Below are 21,213 nucleotides of genomic sequence, written 5' to 3'. Positions count from 1 at the left end.
GTCAGCCCTTCGATGCCAGCTCGGCGGCCTTGTCGGCCGCGCCGTCCATGGTGTCGACCTGCGTCACGAGCGGGTGGTTCAGCTCGTTCAGGATCGCGCGACCCTTGTCGACGTTGTTGCCGTCGAGGCGGACGACCAGCGGCTTGGTGGCCTGGTCGCCGAGGATCTCGAGCGCGCCCTTGATGCCGTTGGCGACCTCGTCGCAGGCGGTGATGCCACCGAAGACGTTGACGAAGACGCTCTTGACCTGGCTGTCGCCGAGGATGACGTCCAGGCCGTCGGCCATGACCTGCGCGTTGGCGCCGCCGCCGATGTCCAGGAAGTTGGCCGGCTTCACGCCGCCGTGCTTCTCGCCGGCGTAGGCGACGACGTCCAGGGTGCTCATGACGAGCCCGGCGCCGTTGCCGATGATGCCGACCTCGCCGTCGAGCTTGACGTAGTTGAGGTGCTTCTCCTTGGCCTTCAGCTCCAGCGGGTCAGTGGCGCTGAGGTCGTAGAACTCGGTGTTCTTCGGCTGCCGGAAGTCGGCGTTGTCGTCCAGGCTGACCTTGCCGTCGAGGGCGACGATGCTGCCGTCGCCGACCTTGGCCAGCGGGTTGACCTCGACCAGCGTGGCGTCCTGCTTGACGAAGACGTCCCAGAGCTTGACGAGCACGTCGGCGACCGGGGCGATCAGGTCGTCGGGGAACTTGGCGGCGCGGGCGATCTCCTCGGCCTTGGCCTGGTCGACACCCTGGATCGCGTCGACGGGCACCTTGGCCAGCGCCTCGGGCCGCTCCACGGCGAGCTGCTCGATCTCCATGCCGCCCTCGTAGGAGGCCATGGCCAGGAAGGTCCGGTTCGAGCGGTCCAGCAGGTAGGAGACGTAGTACTCCTCCTTGATGTCCGCGCCGGGGTCGACGAGGACGCGGTGCACGGTGTGCCCCTTGATGTCCATGCCCAGGATCTGCTCGGCGCTGGCCTTCGCGTCGTCCGGGGTCTTGGCCACCTTGACGCCGCCGGCCTTGCCGCGGCCACCGATCTTCACCTGCGCCTTGACGACGGTCACCCCGCCGATGCGCTCGGCGATCGCCTTGGCCTCGTCGGCGTTCTCGGTGACCTCACCGAGGCTCACGGGGACGCCGTGCTCCTTGAACAGCTGCTTGGCTTGATACTCGAACAGATCCACGCTGGCACGTCCTCATCGACAGTTCTCTTATCGGGGTCCAACTTTCCGACCCTAGCCACCCCGGCTCGCGCGGGGTCGCGCGCTGAGACCGGGTTCACGCGGTGGCAGCTGCCTTCGCAACCTAGACCCGGAGGCTCAGCCGGGCTCGATCAGGTGGTCCCGCAGCCACTGCCCGGGCCGTTCGGCGGGTAGCTGCGCGACCGTTGCCACGAGCACGTCGGCGGCGTCCTGCTCCGCCAGTGCCGCGGTCACCGACTCGACCAGACCGGGATCGGCGAGCAGGAGGGCGTCGGCGTCCTCGTGGACGGCGGCGCGGGCCGCCTCCGACGCCGAGGCGGGCTCGCCTATCAGCACCACCTCGATCCCGGCGTCACGCAGCGCCCGCGCGGGTCCCTGGTCCTCGGGGGGCCCGGCCACGACGACACGCAGCGACGCTGTCACCCCTCCGAGCCTAGGACGCGCCCGGTTGGCCCCACTCGAGCGCGGCTCGAGGCGGCGTCGGACCGCGGTCCCATGGGGCCAACCCGGCCAGCGGCCGGGCTGGCCGGCGGGCTCAGGACGGCGCCGCGGTCGGCAGCGACACGAAGGTCAGGCCGCGGTCGAGCAGGGCGGGGATGACCCGGCGCAGCGCCCGGTAGGTCTCGTCCCGGTCACCGCCGCCGTCGTGGCACAGGATGATGTCGCGCGGACGGGCGGTGAGCATGGTGCGAGTGATGGCCGCCGTCCCCGGCAGCGACCAGTCGGCGGGGTCGACGTCCCAGCCCAGCGGCATCATCCGCTGCCGCGCGAGCTCGGCGAACAGCGCCGACCCCCAGGTGCCGCCCGGCGCCCGGAACTGGGTGGGCAGCCGGCCCGTGGCGTGGCCGATCGCGTGGCTGGTGCGCTCGATCTCACTCCGGATCCGCGCGGCGGGCCGGTAGGTGAGCTGCTCGTCGTGGGTCCAGGTGTGGTTGGCGATGACGTGACCGTGGTCGGCGACGTCCCGCACCAGCCCCCGGTTCGCCGGCACCTGCCGGCCGATCATGCAGAAGGTGGCGGTGACGCCGTGGCGGGCGAAGAGCGCCAGGTACTTCGGCGTCCACTCCGGGCTCGGACCGTCGTCGACGGTGAGCATCACGGCGCGATGCGGGAAGCGGCTGCTCGGCACCCGGCGCTCGAAGTCGGTGATGCTGCTGACCGGCTCGTGCCAGCGTCTGGTCCAGGCCGCGGGGCGAGCCGGCGCCGGGCGCGGCACCGGGCGGGCCGCTGCCGTCCTGGCCGAGGCGGCCGGCGAGAAAGCCGACGTCGGAGCATCCCCGTGGGACGGCCACGTCCCGACCGTCACCGCCCCTGCCGTCGCCAGGCCCGCCAGCAGCGCCCGCCGCCTCGTGATCTCCATCGTCCCGCTCCCCCGTCACGGGGGCCCCGGCCGGGCCCCGTCGAGAGGATGACGCGAGTACCCGCCGTCGTGTTGCAGGCCGAGGTCGTCAGCTCAGGGCCGGATCACAGCTTCTGCACCGGCGCGTAGCGCAGCATCAGCCACTTCAGCCCGGTGTCGCCACCGAAGTCGATCTGGGCCTGCGATCCCTCACCGCTGCCGCGGGTTGCCACCACCGACCCCATGCCGAACTGGTCGTGGGTGACACGGTCGCCGACGTCCAGCGAGGGGATGGCGCGGTTGCCGACGCCACCGCGGGCTCGACCCGAGGCCGCCAGCTGCTCCTGCGCCGAGCGCCGGGGCCGCGACTTGTAGCCGTGGTCGCCGTGGCGACCGGGTGGGTCGTCGCCGTACGGGTCGACGAAGGGTGTCCGCTCGACCGCGCCGGACCACTCGGCCAGCTCGCCGGGCACCTCGTCGAGGAAGCGCGACGGCGGGTTCCACTGCGGCGCACCCCAGGCCGAGCGCGACAGCGCCCGCGACAGGTAGAGGCGCTGCTCGGCGCGGGTGATGCCGACGTATGCCAGGCGACGCTCCTCGGCCATCTCGCCGGGGTCGCCGAGGGAGCGCATGTGCGGGAAGACGCCGTCCTCGAGTCCGGTGAGGAAGACGACCGGGAACTCCAACCCCTTGGCGGTGTGGAGCGTCATCAGCGTGACGACGCCGCCGTCGGAGTCCGGGATCGAGTCGGCGTCGGCCACCAGCGACACCTGCTCGAGGAAGGCGTCGAGGGTGGGTTCCTCGTCGATTGCGGCGCGCTGCTCCTCGAACTCGCGGGCGACGTTGATCAGCTCGCGCAGGTTGTCGACGCGGGACTCGTCCTGCGGGTCGCGGGAGGCCTCCAGCTCGCGGAGGTAGCCGGTGCGGTCGAGGACCGCCTCCAGGATGGCGCCGGGGACGCCGTCGGGGCCGGCCGCCATGCCCCGCAGCTCGGTCATGAGCTCGGTGAAACCCTGGATGGCGCTGCGCGAACGAGCCGCGAGGCCGGGGACGACATCGGCCCGCTCGAGAGCTGCGGCGAACGGGATGCGCTCCTGCTCGGCGAAGATCTCCACGCAGGCCTCGGCGCGGTCACCGATGCCCCGCCGTGGCGTGTTGAGGATGCGACGCAGCGAGACGACATCGGCGGGATTGGCGATGACGCGCAGGTAAGCCAGCGCGTCGCGGACCTCCTTGCGCTCGTAGAAGCGGACGCCGCCGACGACGCGGTACGGCAGCCCCACCCGGATGAAGACCTCTTCGAAGACGCGTGATTGCGCGTTGGTGCGATAAAAGATCGCGACATCCTGCGGCTTGGCGGCACCGGCGTCGCCGAGCTCGTCGATGCGCTGCGCCACCCAGGCGGCCTCGTCGTGCTCGTTCTCGGCGACGTAGCCGGCGATCTTCTCGCCCTGCCCCGCGTCGGACCACAGGTTCTTCGGCCGGCGGTCGGCGTTGCGGGAGATGACCGCGTTGGCCGCGTTCAGGATCGTCTGCGTCGAGCGGTAGTTCTGCTCCAGCAGGATCGTGGTGGCGTCCGGGTAGTCGCGCTCGAACTCCAGGATGTTGCGGATCGAGGCGCCGCGGAAGGCGTAGATCGACTGGTCGGCGTCACCCACCACCGCCAGCTCGGCCGGCTCGTACGGGGCGTTCGGCTCCGGCATCGTCAGCTCGCGCACCAACATGTACTGCGCGTGGTTGGTGTCCTGGTACTCGTCGACCATCACGTGCCGGAACCGGCGGCGGTAGTGGTCGGCGACGTCGGGGTGACTCTGCAGCAGCCGCACCGAGGTCATGATCAGGTCGTCGAAGTCCAGGGCGTGGGCCTCGCGCAGCCGCGTCTGGTAGCGCAGGTAGACGTCGGCCAGCGCCTTCTCGGCCTGTCCGCTGGCCTTGTCGGCCCACATCTGCGGCGTGACGAGTTCGTTCTTGAGGTTGCTGATCTGCGCCGACAGTGACCGGGCCGGGTACCGCTTGGCGTCCAGCTCCAGCTCCCGCGCCACCAGGGTGAGCAGCCGCCGGGAGTCGTCGGCGTCGTAGATCGAGAAGGAGGTCTTCAGGTCCAGGTTCTTGGCCTCGGCGCGCAGCAGCCGGACGCACATCGAGTGGAAGGTCGAGACCCACATCGCCTTGGCCCTGGCCCCCACCAGGGCGGCGACGCGGTTCTTCATCTCGCCCGCGGCCTTGTTGGTGAAGGTGATGGCGAGGATCTGGCCGGGCGTTGCACCCCGCTCGGAGAGCAGGTAGGCGACGCGATGGGTGAGCACCCGGGTCTTGCCCGAGCCGGCGCCGGCCACGATGAGCAGCGGACCGCCCTCGTGGACCACGGCGGCGCGCTGCTGCGAATTGAGGCCGTCGAGCAGGCTGTGCGGCTTGCCGGCCGTGCGGTCTGGGGTGAAGAGGGCGGGCTGACTCATCGCCGGTCCAGCCTACGTCGGGACGCCGACAGCGCTCGGTTGCCCACAGGACCGGATCCGTGCAACCATGCCCCTGTGTCCAGCAGCGCGCGATTTTTCTACGGGTACCGACCGGTGCCCGTCGTTGCTGGCTGAAGTTCGACCATCCAACGCCCCGGGCCGGTGCCCGGGGCGTTTTGCGTGTCCGGGACCGGCCGCCGTCCGAGAAGAGGAACCATGACCGTCACCGAGACCGCCACCACCGCCGACGCCGTCGACTCCATCCGGGTGCTCCGCACCCAGATCGACAGCCTGGACGAGGCCATCCTCCGGCTCATCGTCGAGCGGGCCAAGCTCTCGACCCGCGTGCAGACCGCCCGCATGAACGCCGGCGGCACCCGCGTCGAGCTCGGCCGGGAGCGGGTCATCCGCGACACCTACCGGGGCGCCCTGGGCCAGCAGGGGCCCGAGCTCGCCGACGCCGTCCTGGCCGTCTGCCGCGGCGCGCGCTGAGGCTGGCTCAGAGCATCCGGCGGTCCGCCGCCCAGCGCGTCAGCTGATGCCGGTTGGACAGCTGCAGCTTGCGCAGCACGTTCGAGGCGTGCGTCTCGACCGTCTTCACCGAGATGAACAGCTCCGCGGCGATCTCCTTGTAGGCGTAGCCGCGGGCGAGCAGCCGGAGCACCTCCTTCTCCCGCGGGGTGAGCTGATCCATCTCGGGGTCGACCGACGGCACCACCGGCGCCCCCCGGAACGCCTCCAGCACGAAACCGGCCAGCCGCGGGCTGAAGACGGCGTCACCGTCGGCGACCCGCTCGATGGCGTCGGCGAGATCCGTCGCCGAGATCGTCTTGGTGACGTAGCCGCTGGCCCCGGCGCGGATGACGGCGATGACGTCCTCGGCGGCGTCGGAGACCGACAGCGCCAGGAAGCGGGTCTTGGGCAGCGTGTCGCCCACCCCCTCCAGGACGGCCAGCCCGCCGCCGTCGGGCATGTGGACGTCGAGCAGCACGACATCGGGACGCCGGGCGGAGATCACCGCGAGCGCCTCGTCGACCGATCCGGCCTCGCCGACGACCTCCACCCGCTCCCCCAGTTCGGCACGCACACCGGCACGGAACATGCCGTGGTCGTCGACCAGCACCACCCTCGTCATGACACCTGCTCCTCCGTCGTCGCGCGCGGCGCGGCCGGCCGCGGCATGGTGATGGCGACCTCGGTGCCGCTGCCGGGCTGCGAGCGCAGCCGGACCTCGCCGCCGTGCCGCTCGACCCGGCCGATGATCGAACCACGCACGCCCTGCCGGTCGGCGGCGACGTCCTCGATGGCGAAGCCGCTGCCGCGGTCCTTGACGAAGACGGTCACCTCCTCGGCCTCGATCTCGGCGTAGAGCGAGATGTCGGCGACGCCGGAGTGCTTGGCCGCGTTGACCATCGCCTCGCGGGCGGCCGCCGCGACCGCGGTGAGCCGGTCGTCCAGTTCGGCCTCCCCGACCACGACGACCTCGACGTTCACCGCGTAGGCGTCCTCGACCTCGCCGGCCAGCGAGCGGAGCCGGTCGGCGAAGTGACCGGCGGCCGGTGTCGCGTAGAGGATGCTGCGCAGGTCACGCTCCTGACCCCGGGCCAGCCGCGCCACCTCCCGCGGCGAGTCGGCGTTGCGCTGGATCAGCGCGAGGGTCTGCAGGACGGAGTCGTGCAGCTGGGCAGCGATGTCGGCGCGCTCCTGGCTGCGGACGCGCTCCTCCCGCTCGGCCGACAGCTGCGTCACCAACCGCATCCACCAGGGCCCGGTGATGAGGGCGACACCGACGACCGCCACCACGACCGCGATGAAGCCGTCCCGCAGCGCGGTGACGTCGGCGCGGGCCAGGACCAGCACGCCGCCGGCGACCACCAGCGCGGCCCCGGCCAGCAGCCGCAGCCGACCGAGGCGGTCGTCCGAACCGGCCAGCAGCGACGTCCGCGAGAGGGTCAGCAGCCGGGAGCGGTCGACGTCCGAGGCCTGCCGCCAGATCAGCGCGCCGCCGAGGCAGGCGAGCATGGCGGGCAGCACGAGCCCGGCGTGCGGCAGCGTCGAGCCGGCGATGCCGACGACGCTCATCGCGAGGATCACCGCGAGGACGGTCTCGAGCAGCCGTCCCGTCCGCGGCCGGGTCGGCGGGGCGTCGACCGGCAGGACGATGAAGAAGACGAAGTAGAGGGCGACGCCGAGGCCGCTGGCGAAGGCGAGCGCGACGAAGGCAGCCCGGACGTACTTGACCGGCAGCCCCACGTGATCGGCGATGCCACGGGCGACGCCGAAGATCACGCCGGTGTCCGGCCGGCGCTTCAGCCGGTGCACGGGTGCCGCGGTCGTCGTCACTCGACCATGATTGCGGGCATGGCCGGTCGCGCGCATCCGGATGCTCCCCGAGGGTCCGGTTCAGGGTCTGCTTCAGGGGGCTGCCCGATGCCCTGGCACCAGCCGGCACGAGACCGTCGTCGGCATGACCACGACTGACACCCCGACCGACGTGCCCACCGACCTCCCGCCCCCGCCCGGTCCACCGCCGGCACCTCCGCGCGTGCTGCGGCGCAGCCGGAGCGACCGCGTCGCCGCCGGCGTCTCCGGTGGCCTCGGCGACTACTTCGGCGTCGACCCCGTCCTCTTTCGCGTCCTGTTCGCCGTCTCGGCCTTCTTCGGTGGCGCGGGCATCCTGGCGTACCTGGTCGCGTGGGCGGCGATCCCCGAGACGGGCACCGAGCGGGCGCCGATCGACGGGATGATCGCCGAGCTGCGACGCCGCGGCATCTCGCCGTGGGTGGTGGCCGTGGGCGCGGGCCTGCTGCTGTGGCTGGTCTCCTTCAGCTGGTGGGCGCCGGGACCGTTCGTCCCCATCGTCGCCGTCGTGGTGATCTTCGCGATCATCTTCGGCCGGCGCGACCTGCAGGGCCGGCAACCGGATGCCGGTGACGGGCGGGTCGACCTCACCAAGCCGGCGACCGCGCAGCCGGGGTCCCCGGCCGGGCCGGCCTGGCTGGACGAGGGGCGCGCCTGGTTCGACGAAGCTCGAGAGGCGTCGCGACGTCGTCGCCGCCGGGCGTTGCCGGTGAAACTAACAGCGCTCGGCGTGCTGGTGGTGACGCTCGCGGTGCTCGCGGCCGTCGACGCGACCACCGGCATCGCCCTGCCGGTCTACCTCTGGGTCACCCTGGGCATCGTCGGCGTCGCCCTGCTCACGGGCATAGCACTGCGGCGGACCCCGTGGGGTCTGACCGCCCTGCTCGTGATCGCCGGCGCCGGGCTGGTGGCCTTCGCCGGGAGCCACGCCAGCCTGCACGACGGCGTCGGCACGCGTGACTGGAAGCCGACGGTCCGCCCCGCAACGCAGTACCGCCTCGCCATCGGCAAGGGCGTCCTGGACCTGCGAAACCTGCCCGAGCAGGCGACGCCACGCACGATTCACGTCACGATGGCCGTCGGGCAGGTCCGGGTCCTCACAAGGCGCGACGCCAACGTGGCCTTCAGCGCCAAGGTCCGCTTCGGCCTGGTCGAGACCCGTGAGGGCTCGACGGTGAAGATCAGCGCGAGTGGCAGCGACCCTGGTTACGACGTCCCGGCCCCCACCGGCGCGACCGGTGCTCGGACGACCGTGGTCGTCCAGCTGGCCGACGGCTACGTCGAACTGGCCCGCGACTGACGCCGGGCGTCTCCGCCCGGCGGAGGCTGGGGCGTGTCCGACCCGGCCGGGCTCGGCGCAGACCCTAGAGTGACGGGCGTGACCGGCGGCAGGTGGCGCGTCGTCGACCTCTTCTCCGGCGGCGGCGGGATGAGCTACGGCTTCGCGGCACATCCGTCCTTCGAGGTGGTCGCCGCCGCGGACGCGCAGCTGGGCAAGCCGAGCAGCCGGCGCGGGTCGCTGGGATGCAACGACACCTACGAGTTGAACATCGGGATCCGGCCGAGACAGGTGGATCTGGCGGCGGTGGCGCCGGCGGAGCTCGCCGACGTGCTGGAGCTGGACGGGCCGGTGGACGTGCTCGCCGCGTGCCCGCCCTGCACAGGCTTCAGTCGGACCAACGCCCGCAACCACCTGGTCGACGACGCCCGCAACAGCCTCGTCGGCCGGGTGGCCCGCTTCGCGGCCGCGCTGCAGCCGCGGGTGATCGTGATGGAGAACGCGCGGGAGCTGCTCACCGGCAACTTCGGCCATCACTTCCGGCTGCTGCGGGACGCGCTGACCGAGCAGGGTTATGCGGTGCACGCCGAGGCGCATCTGCTCACCCGTTTCGGACTGCCGCAGCTACGCGAGCGCGCCGTCGTCGTCGCCGCCCGCGGGCCGTTGCACAGCCTGGACGAGCTGTGGTCCGGTCACGTCGTCGACCCCGCCGCGGTGACGGTCCGCCGCGCGATCGGTGCGTTGCCGCCGGTCGCGGCAGGCGAGGTCCACCCGGACGATCCCGCGCACCTCGCGCCCCGCTTCGGCTCGGCCGCTACCCGCGCTCGTATCGCCGCGATCCCGCACGACGGCGGCTCGTGGCGCGACCTGCTGGCCACCGCTCGACTCCGTCGTCATCTGACGCCGGCGATGCTGGACCTCGCTCGGCGCAACAAGCTCGGCAGCCACCCGGACGTCTACGGCCGCGCCCGCTGGGACGCGCCGATGGCCACCATCAAGCGCGAGTGCGGGCACGTCGGCAATGGCCGGTACAGCCACCCGGAGCAGGACCGGCTGCTGACTTTGCGCGAGATGGCGATAATCAACGGGTTCCCGGCGGACTACCGGTTCGGCGGGCGCAGTCTCGTCAACCGCTACCGGCATGTGGGCGACGCCGTGCCGCCGCTGATCAGCCACCAGCTGGCGGGATTGACGTCCTGGATGCTCTGCGGGATCCGGCCGTCGTTGCCGTCGCTGATCCTGCCCGGCACCCACCTGCGGGCCGACGACATCCTCCCCGCCGCCCCCGTCGCGGCGTGAGCCGGGCGCGGCCACCCGCCTCGAGCGAGGCCAGGGCGTGCAACATGCGTGCGGTCCGGCGTCGCGACACGAAACCCGAATGGCGGCTCCGGCGAGCCCTGCACGCGGCCGGGTTGCGCTACCGGGTGGACCTGCGACTGCGCTTCGACGACGGCGCCGTGCGTCCCGACGTGGTCTTCACCCGTGCGCGGGTCGCCGTCTTCGTGGACAGCTGCTTCTGGCACCGCTGTCCCGAGCACGGCACCGCCCCCGCCACCAATGCCGACTGGTGGCGCGAGAAGCTCGATCGGAACGCAGCCCGCGACGAGGAGTCCGATGCCCTGCTGCACCGCCACGGCTGGCGCGTCGTCCGGGCCTGGGAGCACGAGCCGACCGAGCGGACCGTCGCCCGGGTGCGGGCGGCCCTCAGCGGGGAACGCGAGCCGTAGAGACGGTCGCCGGGTCGTCCGAGACGATGTAGACGATGTGCGGCCGCGGCACCTTCGGACGGATCGACGGCGGGACCAGCACCAGCTCGGCGGCCTGGCCCGGCCGGAGCGTCCGAGGCCCGAAGACCTGCCGCAGGAACGGTCCGAACTTGGCTCCGGTGTCCGTGGTGACGTGGGGCGTGACGTCGTGGTCGCTGGTGTTGCGGACGAAGACCGAGAGCGAGCGCAGCAGCTTCGAGTTGGCGGCCCGCACCTCGACGGCGTCGACCTGCACCCGCAGCGGCGCCGGGGTGAGCATCGCGGCGGCGGCCAGCCCCACCACCGCGACGGCCGCGGCGCCGGGGACCACCCAGCGTGGCAGCCGGCCGAAGCGCAGCGGCCGTGCGGCGGCGAAGTCCGTGCCGCTGGTCGCGGCGGCGGCGAAGACAAGCGGCAGCGCGGTGTTGTAGTACAGCGTCTGGGCGCGCATCGAAGCCCAGAGCGCGATGAACGGCAGGACGACGGCGCCGGCCCCGAGCAGCCGGGGCCAGGACGCCGTCGCCACGAGCAGGCCGGCGAAGACGACCACGGCAGCCACCGACCAGTAGCCCAGTTGCCCGCCGCCGCCGACCACGCGCAGCGTCAGGTTGGGCAGGCCGGGGCCGTTGAACATGGCGTGTTGCAGCAGCGGGTCGGTGATGCCGCGCAGCCAGAGGTGAGGTGCGACCACCACGAAGGGCAGGTTGACCACCGCGAAGGCGGCAAGTGCTGTACCGCCGAGCCGCAGCACCACCAGGGCGGCCGGACGGCGGTCCAGCTCGCCTCGCCGCGCCCGCCACACCACCACGAGCAGGAACGGCGCCACGAACCAGGCGAGCTGCTGCGTGGCCAGTGCCAGCCCCAGCGCTGTGCCCTGCAGCAGACCGCGACGCCCCAGCTCGCCGCCCCGGCCGATCCGGGCCGAGCGGTGACAGGCGACGACGAGCAGCGGGATCATCAGCGCCGCCGGGTACGCCATCGCGGCCAGGAAGGGCATCACGGTGATGGTCCCGACGGCCGGCACGACGAGGCCGCGTCGCGCGACCGGGAGCACCCGGTAGAGGATCGCCGCGGTTGCGAGCATCGACAGCGTCATCAGCAGGATGGGGGCACGCTCGCTGCCGACGAGCCGGGCCAGCCCGCCGCCGAGCACCGCCGACAGCGGCGGGTAGCCGAAACGGCCGGGATGGCTGCCGTCCAGCAGCAGCGTGGGGACGCGCGCGACCTGCGCCGACCAGTCACCGGCGTAGGGGTTGTGCCCGTGCGCCACCGCCTGGATGGCGCGGTACATGATCACGCTCTCGTCCACCGCGTAGTGCGGATGCCACAGCGGCGGAGCGATCCGGACCATAGTGACACCCAGCGCCAACACGATGAGGCCGGCGTCGACCAGCACCAGGGTGCGCCGGCGGCGGGCGCCCAGGACCACCGCGACCGTCACCAGCAGCAGCGGGAAGACCGCGCCGAAGGCGGTGCCACCGGCGGGGCTGCCGACAACCAGGGTGCTCCAGGCGCCGCCGACGAAGTAGAGCAGCGAGATCGCGGCGAGCAGTGTGACGACCCGGTGCTCCGGTGTGGGGGCCGCCGGCGTCACGAGGTGGGCGGGAGTCTGGACGGCCCCGCCCGCGTCGTCCGCCGCCGCGTCGTGCGCCGCCGGGGTGCTCGGGCCGGATCGCGCGGCACGGACGAGGGTCATGACGGCACGGTCCGACCGGCCCCCGACGTGACGGCGACGGGGACGTGAACAACCGGCGACGGCCACGCATCTCGCAGCCGCCGGCTCTCACCGGCTTCTTCGCGCGCGGCGGCCGCACCACGCCAAGGCAGGGACGCGGTCAGGCTACGTCGAGACGTCAGAGATCATCGTCAGCCCTCCGACACTCGGCCGCAGCCTCGTTGAAGACCCGCGGCCCGCACGGTGTCCAACTGGTCATCTCCGACGCTCACGCCGGGCTGAAGGCCGCGATCGAGGCAGTGCTGCTCGGCGCGGCCTGGCAGCGCTGCCGGGTGCATTTCCTGCGCAACGTGCTCGCCCAGGTCCCCAAGGGCCACGCCGAGATGGTCGCCGCCGATCCGCACCGTGTTCGCCCAGCCCGACGCCGAGCATGTCCGCGCCCAACTTGACGTGATCGCCGGCATGCTCGGCCGCCAGTTCAGCAAAGTCGAAACGATGCTTCGCGAGGCGGCCGATGACGTCACCGCGTTCGCCGACTTCCCTGTCAGCCACTGGAAGAAGATCTGGTCGACCAACCCGCTGGAACGGGTGAACAGGAAGATCAAGCGCCGCACCGACGTCGTCGGCGTGTTCCCCAACCCCGCCGCGCTGCTCCGCCTGGCCAGCTCGGTGCTAGTCGAGACCCACGACCAGTGGCAGGTCAGCGACCGCCGCTACCTGTCCGAAACCTCGATAGATCTGCTCAACAAGACCACCACCGGCACCGAGGAGGTGGTCCCACCAGCGTTGCTCACGGCATGATCTTAAACGACTTACTGACCCGACCACGATGAAGGCCAGTTACACCACCGGACGGGACGTCACCAGAGACCGCCATCGAACGCGGCAGGTACGGCAGGTTCGTCGTCCAAGCGCCACGGCTCACCTCTCGGATTGGTCGTGTCCTGCCGCTGACACGGGACTCGTACAAGTGACGGATCTGGACGCGCCGTAGTGGCGTTCGTCGGCCCCTCCCGAGCGGTCGCGTGACCAACCCTCCAAAACGACTGCGGCATCGACTGCGCACACCGGCAGGACGACTGACCGAGAGAACTATATGGCCAGGCGCCGCCGTGCAGCAACTCGACGACCCCGCGATGGCCAACCGTTTTGGGAAGGCGGCCACCGTGGCGCGATCAAATTTCGACCCAGACGCCGACAGGATTGAATGGTCATCGAGCGAAGGCCGGACCAGCCTGGCGACCTTCACGAGTGCGTGCGGCTTCACCCTGATCGAGGTCGTCCAGCCCCGCAAGGTCACTCATCGAAGAGGACCGCCAGCACATCAATGAACCAATGGGCAGTTGAGTAGCGCTCCGTCGTCGGCGATAGGCCTGGGCATCGCACCGACCTGCTGGCTGCTTATGCATTCAGATTCGTTCTCGCCCCTCAAACTGCTGAGAATCACTCAGCCGAGAGTTGCCGCATCCACCTGCGGCCGCCTTTAGTCGTCCCGGAACGCCCGCCTTGCGGAGCAGATCACCGACATGACTTGTGATGCCGATGTTTCCGTGGACGAGGATCCCGGCACATCGCTCAGCCGCTTTCGGTAGCAGATCGCGCAAACTGTCCAAACCGTCGTCGCTATAAAAGTCAATCCACTCGGCAGCGTCACCCTGACTCAGCACACGCGTGCCGGCAAAGAAGTGCCTGGCGATGTGCATCTGCACGACCCAAGCCTTTCGGCCATCGTGAGCCCATTCGAGCCTGACGGGCCCGAGCACCTCGCGCGCGCGCCGAGCGAGCGCCTGGACGTCCTCCGTGACGTTGCCCGGCAGGTCCGCCGGCGCCGCTTCGCCCACCATGAATGCGTCACCCGAACCTTGGAGGCCTTGAACAAAATCGTCACCAGCTCCGACCGGCATCGTGGCACCGGACCAAAGCGCGTCGACTCCCTCTTGAGCAAGTACAGCGGAGATCTCGGTTCCCGATGGATCCTCTGCGGCGAGCAATGCGTAGGGGTCCGTCCAGTAAGGCACCGTCGTGTACTTGCCGGGTGCCTGCTCAGACGGACAGGTACGCAGCCATGTGTCGCCTGTGCCGGTCGGCACACCGAACGTGAACGGTGCAACGCGTCGACCTATGACCGACGTGCGCGGGACAGGCAGATCGAGGCAGTGGGCCATCAGCAGGCCGTAAGCCTTGTCGCCGAGGTGGTGGCTGAATCGATTGGGCCAGACGTTGGGCGCCTCGACCTGCACACCCTCAGTCTCGTCTCCCGCCTCCCACCAAATCGTGTGGGTTCGCCGATAGCCGACTCTGCGTGGATGGATCGAAAACTCGAGACGTATCGACCGGTCATCCGGGACATCGGGCTCGAATCCATAAACCAACCTGAGTAAGCGTGTGGCGATGGCGTGGGGCAACGCGGCCGTGCCCTGCTCTTCGACGATGCGGGGGGTTGCGTTCGGGCCGAACTCCACGACACCGCCCAGCACAACGCCTGACACACCCCCGTCTCGCACGTCAATGGTCTCGTTGACGATCGTGTAGTAGCCCCGCGCGGCAAGCGCGGTCACCAACCTCATGACCTCACCGGGCTCAGTCAGGCCGTAATGGAATGGGCACCCCTTATCCCGGTCTAGCAAAAAACTGCGCACGTTCACGCTGCGAGCGACCGACGCCGCCAAGAGTGCTTCGACTGCCCGACGAGGCGTAGACACATCGACCTCAGCCAGTGAGTCCACACGAAACCGTCTGACCACAGGGCTGACTCCGGGAGCGAAACTCACGAACCGGGCAACGTTGCCACGGTCGGCCAGCTGATCTAGTCGATCATCCTTGAGCAAGTTTGCTTCCACCACATCCGACCTCATCGGCTGCCGACTGCACCGACTTGAGCAAGATCATCGAGCGAAGCCAGGGCGGATCGCTGCGCGGCGGCGTCGAGACCACTGTCCTCGATGTCGTTCACGGCTTGTGTCAACGCCTTGCAAGCGGTCCCCGGCGTGATAACGCTCAGCTCAGAGTCGAGGGTTGGCAGGCCACCTGACCGCGCCGCCGCATACTCCAGAGCGCATCCGCTGCTGTACGGCCATCCGTCAGCGAAGATCACCGTAGTCACGAACCTGTCAATCACTTCCACCCAGAACCGGTGGTAGTCCGGCTGACTCCAACCCGGAATGGAGTCCAAGCGAGTCGGATCGATGACGGGCGCCCGGAACGCCGCCTCGACTCGGTCAACGAGCGGGCGCACCGCGCTTATGTTCTTCTCCATCACAGCTTTCAAGGCACGCCGATGCGTCGCCTCGTCTGAGCGCTCAGGAACCGAACTCGCCCGCCACCACCGCACGAACTCAGGACCCGTGGTGATCGGCGTGCTGACATAAACGGCCCTGCGGGCCCCGTGCAGCACCGTGTCGATCGCGTCGACCAGGATCCGAGCCTGACCAGTAGCTTCCTGTTCAGTCCAGCTCGCCGGTCGGGCTGACTGGAGAACATCCGCGATGCCGCCGCCAGCAGAGATGGGCATGTCGCTCCTCGGATCGCTTGAGACGTGCCTCGTGCACGGACACTACAGAGCATTGTCCTCGGACCACCGACAAGTTGCCGAGACGCGGGGCGTGGCGGCGCTATCCTGCCGATCATGTCGTCCTCGCCGCCCACCGATGACGCCTCGGCTACAGGCAGTGAAGAGCCGGTGAGCGGTCCCGGCGATGCCGCTGACCCCTGCGATCCCGCCGGCCCCCCGGAAGCGGCTGGGCCTCGCGACCCGGCTGACCCCCCGGAAGCGGCTGACCCCGGAGACCCCGGAGACCCCGGAGACCCCGGAGACCCCGGAGACCCCACCGACCCCGGCGGCTTTCGGGGATCGACTGACCCCGACGACGACAAGGCCGTAGACGCGCTCTTGAGGTTTACCTATCAGGAGGTACTGGACGCAACTAAGCACCAGGACGACAAGATCAACCGACTGCTCAGCGCTATCGCGTTTCTGACCGCAGGCTCACTGGCCCTAGGGAATTTGGACGCAGCGGCTGGCATACGAACGCGTTTCGCCCTAGGTGACGGCGTTAGCCCCCCGCTAGGGCTTGTGGTGCTTGGTGTCTTCCTGGTCGGCGTCGTTGCTTCGGTAGTCATGCTGATCACCAGCCTGACAACTCCTCTTCGGTACCCCGGCGGGACGAAGTCGGCGATGCCGCCGATCAGATACGCAGGCAAAGTAGGCACGGTCAGCCCCATCTACTTCACAGAGATTGCGAGTAGCTCGCCGCAAGAGTGGTACCGCAAGTGGGATGGCTCCGCGTCCGAGCTCATCCGTGAACGGCGCGGCGCCCTCGTGCGCGAGACACACAACCTCGCTGTGCGTACCGATTTCAAGTACCAGCAGACGAAGGAAGCCGTCGCCGTACTTACGTTCGCGCTGCTGTCATTGGCACTGTCGGTCATCTTGGTTATTCGCGGGATCACGGCCAGTCCGGCGAGCGGGGACGCCACCGCGCCGGTTCCGATCGGCACAACGACCCGGACCTTGCTTGGCCTCACGTTAGGCGGGTACGTCGCCCTCCACCTATTCGCGGTTGCCCGAGAACGGCGACAGACAGTCGTCGAACGAGCCAGCTTCGGTAGCGGTGTCGGTTTCAAGATGCGGACCTCCGCACGGATTGCAAGCCCACTTGCGGTGGCTACCGTTCCCGCCATCTTCGTCGCCGTCCCATTCTCGCCAACTTTGACATGGGGCATCGTTGCGGTACTCCTTCCAGCGCTAGCCGCAGGGGTATTCGCGGCCGGACTTCCCTGGGTGCGAGAAAAGGAACAAGGGGAAAGCATCCGGCGGCAGAACCGAGCGTTTGTTGGCGTAGCACGGCCAGCGGACGACAGCGAGAGGCAGCGCGAACAGCAGAATCGCAGGTTGGCGAACCTATCGATCATCGCGAGCGTCGTGGCAGTTGCATACATGGTTGTTGGCGTCACTAGCGCAGTGGCGCACCACTACTGGATCCAACTTACCGCCGCGTACGGGGCTGGCGCAGTGTTGTTACTAGCGGCGCTCATCCAATCGACACGCACTCGTCGTCAGCAGGTAGAGAAGTGGCTCAAGCGGTCCTAGCTCCGCGATGATGACGACGTATCGCCACGTGACGCCACTGGCCGGACCCGAGAACTGATCCATTTGGGACGGCGAGAGTCGATCAACAATGGGTGGCGGCTGCAGGATAGACCGCTAGGCCCCGGTCGCCGAGCGAGCTGTGCCTTTGGCCGTGGTTGTAGTCTTCTTTGCAGTCGCCGATGACGACCCGCGCCTGGGCCAGACTTTGTCAGCATCGCTGGTGCGCACGACGGACGGCCTCGGCTCGGAGGCGCATCTGCTCCTCCGAGCATTAGCAGTTCACGCGTGCTCTTTAGCGTCTCGGCTCGACGCGCATAGTCCCAGGTCAGCACCTCTCAGAGGAAGTCGTTCTCTCGCTCGCGTTCTGAGAAGAACCCCATGCTCTCGGCCACCCGTTGATGTTGGCACGCCCAGGCGGCTCGGACTCAAAGGGATTCCCCGAGTACGACCGATGCTAATCTGACCCTGCAATTTCGGGGTCTCCCGCTCGGTCTACTCCCACTCGATGGTGCCCGGCGGCTTGGACGTGACGTCCAGGACGACCCGGTTCACCTCGCGGACCTCGTTGGTGATGCGGGTGCTGATCTTCTCCAGGACCTCGTAGGGAACCCGGGTCCAGTCGGCGGTCATGGCGTCCTCGCTGGAGACCGGCCGCAGCACGATCGGGTGGCCGTAGGTGCGCCCGTCGCCCTGGACGCCCACCGAACGGACGTCGGCGAGGAGCACGACCGGGCACTGCCAGATGTCACGGTCCAGGCCGGCGGCGGAGAGCTCGGCGCGGGCGATGGCGTCGGCGCGGCGCAGGATCTCCAGCCGCTCGGCGTCGACGGCGCCGACGATTCGGATCGCGAGGCCGGGGCCGGGGAAGGGCTGGCGCCACACCATCTCCGGCGGCAGGCCGAGCTGCTCGCCGACGCGGCGGACCTCGTCCTTGAAGAGCGTGCGCAGCGGCTCGACCAGCGCGAACTGCAGATCGTCGGGCAGTCCGCCGACGTTGTGGTGGCTCTTGATGTTGGCCGCACCCTCGCCGCCGCCGGACTCGACGACGTCCGGGTAGAGCGTGCCCTGCACGAGGAAGTCGACGGCCTCCCCCTCGGCCACGATCTCGCGCGCGGCTGCCTCGAAGCAGCGGATGAACTCGCGCCCGATGATCTTGCGCTTGGTCTCCGGGTCGCTGACGCCGGCGAGCGCGGAGAGGAACTGCTCGGTGGCGTCCACGACCTTGAGCTTGACGCCGGTGGCGGCGACGAAGTCCCGCTCGACCTGCTCGGCCTCGCCGGCCCGCAGCAGGCCGTGGTCGACGAAGACGCAGGTGAGCTGATCGCCGATCGCCCGCTGGACGAGGGCGCCGGCGACGGCCGAGTCGACGCCGCCGGAGAGGGCGCAGATGACCTGCTTGCCGCCGACCTGGGACCGGATGGCCTCGACCTGGTCGTCGATGATGTTGGCCTCGGTCCACGACGGCCGCAGCCCGGCGATGTCGTGCAGGAAGTGCGTCAGCATGGCCTGGCCGTGCTCGGTGTGCAGCACCTCGGGGTGGAACTGGACGCCGGCCAGCCGCCGGTCCACGTGCTCGAAGGCGGCGACCGGTGCACCGGTGGTGGCGGCGGTGACGGTGAAGCCGTCCGGCGGCCGGGTCACGGCATCACCGTGGCTCATCCACACCTGCTGTGCCGGTGGCAGCCCCCGCAGCAGCACGCCGGGATCGACGACGGTCAGCCCGGTGCGGCCGAACTCCGAGCCGCCGGTGTGCGCGACCTCGCCGCCGAGGGCGAGCGTCATGGATTGGAAGCCGTAGCAGATCCCGAAGACGGGGACGTCGGCGTCGAAGAGGGCCGGGTCGGTGCGGGGTGCGCCGTCGACGTAGACCGAGGACGGCCCACCGGAGAGGATGATCGCCTTCGGCTTGCGGGCCAGCATCTGCTCGACCGGCATGCTGCTCGGCACGATCTCGGAGTAGACGTGCGCCTCGCGGACGCGCCGCGCGATCAGCTGGGCGTACTGAGCGCCGTAGTCGACGACGAGAACGAGGTCCTGGTCCACGCGCAGAGTCTAGAGAAGCCGGACGGTCACCAGGGGTACTGGTAGCCGGTGAGCTCCTCGCCGACGTGCCACAGCCGGCGGGCCAGCTTCTCGTCCGCGGCCGCCGGCGAGGGCCGCGCCCGCCCCACCGGTCCGCGGGTCTCGCCGAAGCGCTGCGGTCCGGTGTAGGAGCCGGGCTCGGCGACGGTCGCGGCGTAGAGCACCGGCCGCGCACCTGCCGTCGGGGACTGGGTGGCCAGCCGCAGCAGCGGTGGCGCGACGATCCGGACCACCGCGCTGGCGCCCATCCCCTGCCGGCTGGTGAAGAGCCGGGTCGCCGAGACGCCGGGGTGGGCAGCGGTCGAGGTGACGCTCGAGTCCCGCTCGGCGAGCTCGCGCTGCAGCTGCAGCGCGAAGAGCAGGTTGGCGAGCTTGGAGTTGCCGTATGCCTGCTGGGCGTCGTAGGGGCCGGCGTTGCCGTCCAGCACGGACTCGTCGCCACTGCGGTGCGCGATCGAGCTGACGGTGACCACCCGCGCGCTGCCGGCGGCGGTCAGCGCGGGCAGCAGCATGCCGGTGAGGACGAAGTGGCCGAGGTGGTTCACCCCGAACTGCAGCTCGAAGCCGTCGACGGTGCTGGCGCGACGGGGCGGCGCCATCACGCCGGCGTTGTTGATCAGCAGGTCCAGCGGCCCGCTCCAGCCGTCGGCGAAGGCGTGGACCGAGGCCATGTCGGCGAGGTCGAGGACGGCCGGCTCGGCGAGGTGACCGGCCGCAGTCAGCTCCGCCGCGGCCGTGGCGACGGCGCTCTCGTTCCGTCCCGCCAGCACCACCCGGGCACCGTGTCGGGCGAGCGCGCGAGCCGCCTGCCGCCCGATGCCGGAATTCGCTCCGGTGATCACGGCTGTCCGGCCGCTGAGATCCGGCAGGTCCTCCGCGGTCCACGCCATCCCTCGAACGTACGCGCGTCCTCACCTGCTCGGCAGGGGCTGGTCACCACAATGGGCGCATGAGCTCCGACGGGATCCGCACCAGGGTGTGGCGCAACGGCACCCTGGAACGGGAGAACTTCCCCTTCGAGGAGGTCTCGGACTACCTCGAACAGCCCGACACCCTCGTCTGGGCCGATCTCGTCTCACCCGACGAGGCGACCGTCTGCCAGCTCGCCGAGGAGCTCAGCCTCGACCAGCACGCGGTCGAGGACGCCCTGGCCGAGAAGGAGCGTCCGAAGGCCACACGGTTCGCGACCCACCTCTTCGTCACGGCGTACACCGTCACGACGACACCCGAGGGCCAGCTGGCGGTCGGACGGTTCTCGGTGTTCTGCACCCACCAGGGATTCGTCACGGTCCGTCTGGACGACAGCATCGACATCGACTCCGTCATCCGCCGCTGGGACGAGAACGACGACCTGCTCAAGTACGGCTCGCGGGCGCTGCTGCACGGGTTGCTGGACCAGGTCGTCGACGACTACTTCGTCCGCGTGCAGTCACTGGACGACGAGATCGAGGAGATCGAGGACGTCCTCTTCGACGACGCGGCGAGCTCGCCGCGCGAGGTCTCGCACCGGACCTTCGTGCTGCGACGCTCCCTGGTGCAGGCCCGCCGCGCCATCCTGCCGATGCGGGAGGTGGTCAACACCGTCAGCCGTCGCGCCACCGCCGACGACCGTTCCCCCGATCTCGCGCCGTACTACGACGATCTCTACGACCACGTGCTGCGCGCCTCGGAGTGGACCGACTCGCTGCGGGACATGGTGACGTCCATCTTCGAGACCAACATGCAGCTGGCCGACAACCGCATGAACACGATCATGAAGAAGCTGACGGCGTGGGCGGCGATCATCGCGGTACCGACCGCCGTGACCGGCTACTTCGGCCAGAACGTGCCCTACCCCGGTTTCTCGCAGCACTGGGGGTTCTGGCTGAGCACGGTGGTGATGGTCGTCATCGCGGTCGCCCTCTATCTCTCCTTCAAGAAACGCGACTGGTTCTGAGGAGCGCGCGAACCCGCGGTCGGCTGCCGGAGCCGCCATGTGACACTGGAGGAGACGACATGCGA

Annotated in this window: 18 protein-coding genes and 2 pseudogenes; 8 read left to right on the top strand and 12 right to left on the bottom strand. The window is 69.9% G+C overall.

Annotated elements, in window-relative coordinates:
* Window position 1: 1 nt before the first annotated feature.
* The 4 genes from sucC to pcrA form a co-directional block, all read right to left on the bottom strand.
* Window positions 2-1,168, bottom strand: coding sequence for an ADP-forming succinate--CoA ligase subunit beta (gene sucC, locus AC0NZQ_RS05595; RefSeq protein WP_474528661.1), 1,167 nt, complete (start codon window positions 1,166-1,168; stop codon window positions 2-4).
* 135 nt (window positions 1,169-1,303) lie between these two features.
* Complete coding sequence (locus AC0NZQ_RS05590) at window positions 1,304-1,609, bottom strand: hypothetical protein (RefSeq protein ID WP_474528660.1); 306 nt, start codon at window positions 1,607-1,609, stop codon at window positions 1,304-1,306.
* Between the two features lie 112 nt (window positions 1,610-1,721).
* A complete protein-coding gene (locus AC0NZQ_RS05585) occupies window positions 1,722-2,546 on the bottom strand; it encodes a polysaccharide deacetylase family protein (RefSeq protein ID WP_474528659.1) in 825 nt (274 codons plus the stop codon).
* 104 nt (window positions 2,547-2,650) lie between these two features.
* Window positions 2,651-4,981 carry a DNA helicase PcrA gene (pcrA, locus tag AC0NZQ_RS05580; RefSeq protein WP_474528657.1) on the bottom strand — a complete coding sequence of 777 codons (2,331 nt, stop codon included), beginning with the start codon at window positions 4,979-4,981 and terminating at the stop codon, window positions 2,651-2,653.
* A gap of 216 nt (window positions 4,982-5,197) precedes the next feature.
* Between pcrA and AC0NZQ_RS05575 the strand changes: the two genes are divergently transcribed.
* On the top strand, window positions 5,198-5,473 hold the full coding sequence (locus tag AC0NZQ_RS05575) for a chorismate mutase (protein WP_474528656.1): 276 nt from the start codon (window positions 5,198-5,200) through the stop codon (window positions 5,471-5,473).
* A 7-nt stretch (window positions 5,474-5,480) separates the two neighbouring features.
* On the opposite strand, the gene AC0NZQ_RS05570 is transcribed toward AC0NZQ_RS05575, so the two are convergent.
* A complete protein-coding gene (locus AC0NZQ_RS05570) occupies window positions 5,481-6,116 on the bottom strand; it encodes a LuxR C-terminal-related transcriptional regulator (RefSeq protein WP_474528655.1) in 636 nt (211 codons plus the stop codon).
* A complete protein-coding gene (locus tag AC0NZQ_RS05565) occupies window positions 6,113-7,324 on the bottom strand; it encodes an ATP-binding protein (protein ID WP_474528654.1) in 1,212 nt (403 codons plus the stop codon). Before AC0NZQ_RS05565 ends, AC0NZQ_RS05570 begins: the two co-directional genes overlap by 4 nt.
* 124 nt (window positions 7,325-7,448) lie before the next feature.
* Here AC0NZQ_RS05565 and AC0NZQ_RS05560 point away from each other — a divergent pair, with 124 nt between their 5' ends.
* From AC0NZQ_RS05560 to AC0NZQ_RS05550, 3 genes are all read left to right on the top strand, one after another.
* A complete protein-coding gene (locus AC0NZQ_RS05560; protein WP_474528653.1) occupies window positions 7,449-8,642 on the top strand; it encodes a PspC domain-containing protein in 1,194 nt (397 codons plus the stop codon).
* 78 nt (window positions 8,643-8,720) lie between these two features.
* Complete coding sequence (locus AC0NZQ_RS05555) at window positions 8,721-9,920, top strand: DNA cytosine methyltransferase (RefSeq protein WP_474528652.1); 1,200 nt, start codon at window positions 8,721-8,723, stop codon at window positions 9,918-9,920.
* Window positions 9,917-10,348 carry a very short patch repair endonuclease gene (locus tag AC0NZQ_RS05550; RefSeq protein WP_474528651.1) on the top strand — a complete coding sequence of 144 codons (432 nt, stop codon included), beginning with the start codon at window positions 9,917-9,919 and terminating at the stop codon, window positions 10,346-10,348. The genes AC0NZQ_RS05555 and AC0NZQ_RS05550 overlap by 4 nt, the downstream gene beginning before the upstream one ends.
* Here the strand turns inward: AC0NZQ_RS05550 and AC0NZQ_RS05545 are convergent.
* Window positions 10,326-12,062, bottom strand: coding sequence for a hypothetical protein (locus AC0NZQ_RS05545; RefSeq protein WP_474528650.1), 1,737 nt, complete (start codon window positions 12,060-12,062; stop codon window positions 10,326-10,328). The two genes, AC0NZQ_RS05550 and AC0NZQ_RS05545, sit on opposite strands and share 23 nt — an antisense overlap.
* A gap of 197 nt (window positions 12,063-12,259) precedes the next feature.
* On the opposite strand from AC0NZQ_RS05545, the pseudogene AC0NZQ_RS05540 reads away from it, so the two are divergent.
* Together AC0NZQ_RS05540 and AC0NZQ_RS05535 are read left to right on the top strand one after the other, a co-directional pair.
* A pseudogene (locus AC0NZQ_RS05540) lies at window positions 12,260-12,842 on the top strand (IS256 family transposase); the annotation flags it as partial.
* A 311-nt stretch (window positions 12,843-13,153) separates the two neighbouring features.
* Window positions 13,154-13,372 carry a hypothetical protein gene (locus tag AC0NZQ_RS05535; protein WP_474528649.1) on the top strand — a complete coding sequence of 73 codons (219 nt, stop codon included), beginning with the start codon at window positions 13,154-13,156 and terminating at the stop codon, window positions 13,370-13,372.
* A 78-nt stretch (window positions 13,373-13,450) separates the two neighbouring features.
* Here AC0NZQ_RS05535 and AC0NZQ_RS05530 read toward each other — a convergent pair whose 3' ends face one another.
* Both AC0NZQ_RS05530 and AC0NZQ_RS05525 read right to left on the bottom strand, forming a co-directional pair.
* Entirely contained in the window at window positions 13,451-14,608 is a 1,158-nt protein-coding gene (locus tag AC0NZQ_RS05530; protein WP_474528648.1) for a hypothetical protein, read from the bottom strand.
* Window positions 14,609-14,892: 284 nt separating this feature from the next.
* Window positions 14,893-15,552 carry a hypothetical protein gene (locus tag AC0NZQ_RS05525; protein ID WP_474528646.1) on the bottom strand — a complete coding sequence of 220 codons (660 nt, stop codon included), beginning with the start codon at window positions 15,550-15,552 and terminating at the stop codon, window positions 14,893-14,895.
* Between the two features lie 114 nt (window positions 15,553-15,666).
* On the opposite strand from AC0NZQ_RS05525, the gene AC0NZQ_RS05520 reads away from it, so the two are divergent.
* The gene (locus AC0NZQ_RS05520; RefSeq protein WP_474528645.1) at window positions 15,667-17,130 is read left to right on the top strand and encodes a Pycsar system effector family protein; all 1,464 of its coding nucleotides are present in this window, start codon (window positions 15,667-15,669) and stop codon (window positions 17,128-17,130) included.
* A gap of 82 nt (window positions 17,131-17,212) precedes the next feature.
* Here AC0NZQ_RS05520 and AC0NZQ_RS05515 read toward each other — a convergent pair.
* The 3 genes and pseudogenes from AC0NZQ_RS05515 to AC0NZQ_RS05505 form a co-directional block, all read right to left on the bottom strand.
* Window positions 17,213-17,335: pseudogene (locus AC0NZQ_RS05515) on the bottom strand (integrase core domain-containing protein); the annotation flags it as partial.
* Window positions 17,336-17,622: 287 nt separating this feature from the next.
* On the bottom strand, window positions 17,623-19,173 hold the full coding sequence (gene guaA / locus AC0NZQ_RS05510; RefSeq protein WP_474528644.1) for a glutamine-hydrolyzing GMP synthase: 1,551 nt from the start codon (window positions 19,171-19,173) through the stop codon (window positions 17,623-17,625).
* Between the two features lie 26 nt (window positions 19,174-19,199).
* Window positions 19,200-20,102 (bottom strand): oxidoreductase, encoded by a 903-nt coding sequence (locus AC0NZQ_RS05505; RefSeq protein WP_474528642.1) that lies wholly within the window; start codon window positions 20,100-20,102, stop codon window positions 19,200-19,202.
* 59 nt (window positions 20,103-20,161) lie between these two features.
* Between AC0NZQ_RS05505 and AC0NZQ_RS05500 the strand changes: the two genes are divergently transcribed.
* Entirely contained in the window at window positions 20,162-21,148 is a 987-nt protein-coding gene (locus AC0NZQ_RS05500; protein ID WP_474528641.1) for a magnesium transporter CorA family protein, read from the top strand.
* Window positions 21,149-21,213 lie beyond the last annotated feature (65 nt).

The sequence above is a fragment of the Jatrophihabitans sp. sgz311053 genome, from assembly GCF_056135305.1.
This window is presented reverse-complemented; position numbering and strand designations above follow the sequence as displayed.

Coding starts and splice junctions, on each gene's coding strand:
- AC0NZQ_RS05585 (WP_474528659.1), bottom strand. CDS start 2,546: ATGGAGATCACGAGGCGGCGGGCGCTGCTGGCGGGCCTGGCGACGGCA.
- pcrA (WP_474528657.1), bottom strand. CDS start 4,981: ATGAGTCAGCCCGCCCTCTTCACCCCAGACCGCACGGCCGGCAAGCCG.
- AC0NZQ_RS05575 (WP_474528656.1), top strand. CDS start 5,198: ATGACCGTCACCGAGACCGCCACCACCGCCGACGCCGTCGACTCCATC.
- AC0NZQ_RS05570 (WP_474528655.1), bottom strand. CDS start 6,116: ATGACGAGGGTGGTGCTGGTCGACGACCACGGCATGTTCCGTGCCGGT.
- AC0NZQ_RS05560 (WP_474528653.1), top strand. CDS start 7,449: ATGACCACGACTGACACCCCGACCGACGTGCCCACCGACCTCCCGCCC.
- AC0NZQ_RS05545 (WP_474528650.1), bottom strand. CDS start 12,062: ATGACCCTCGTCCGTGCCGCGCGATCCGGCCCGAGCACCCCGGCGGCG.
- AC0NZQ_RS05530 (WP_474528648.1), bottom strand. CDS start 14,608: ATGAGGTTGGTGACCGCGCTTGCCGCGCGGGGCTACTACACGATCGTC.
- AC0NZQ_RS05525 (WP_474528646.1), bottom strand. CDS start 15,552: ATGCCCATCTCTGCTGGCGGCGGCATCGCGGATGTTCTCCAGTCAGCC.
- AC0NZQ_RS05520 (WP_474528645.1), top strand. CDS start 15,667: ATGTCGTCCTCGCCGCCCACCGATGACGCCTCGGCTACAGGCAGTGAA.
- AC0NZQ_RS05505 (WP_474528642.1), bottom strand. CDS start 20,102: ATGGCGTGGACCGCGGAGGACCTGCCGGATCTCAGCGGCCGGACAGCC.
- AC0NZQ_RS05500 (WP_474528641.1), top strand. CDS start 20,162: ATGAGCTCCGACGGGATCCGCACCAGGGTGTGGCGCAACGGCACCCTG.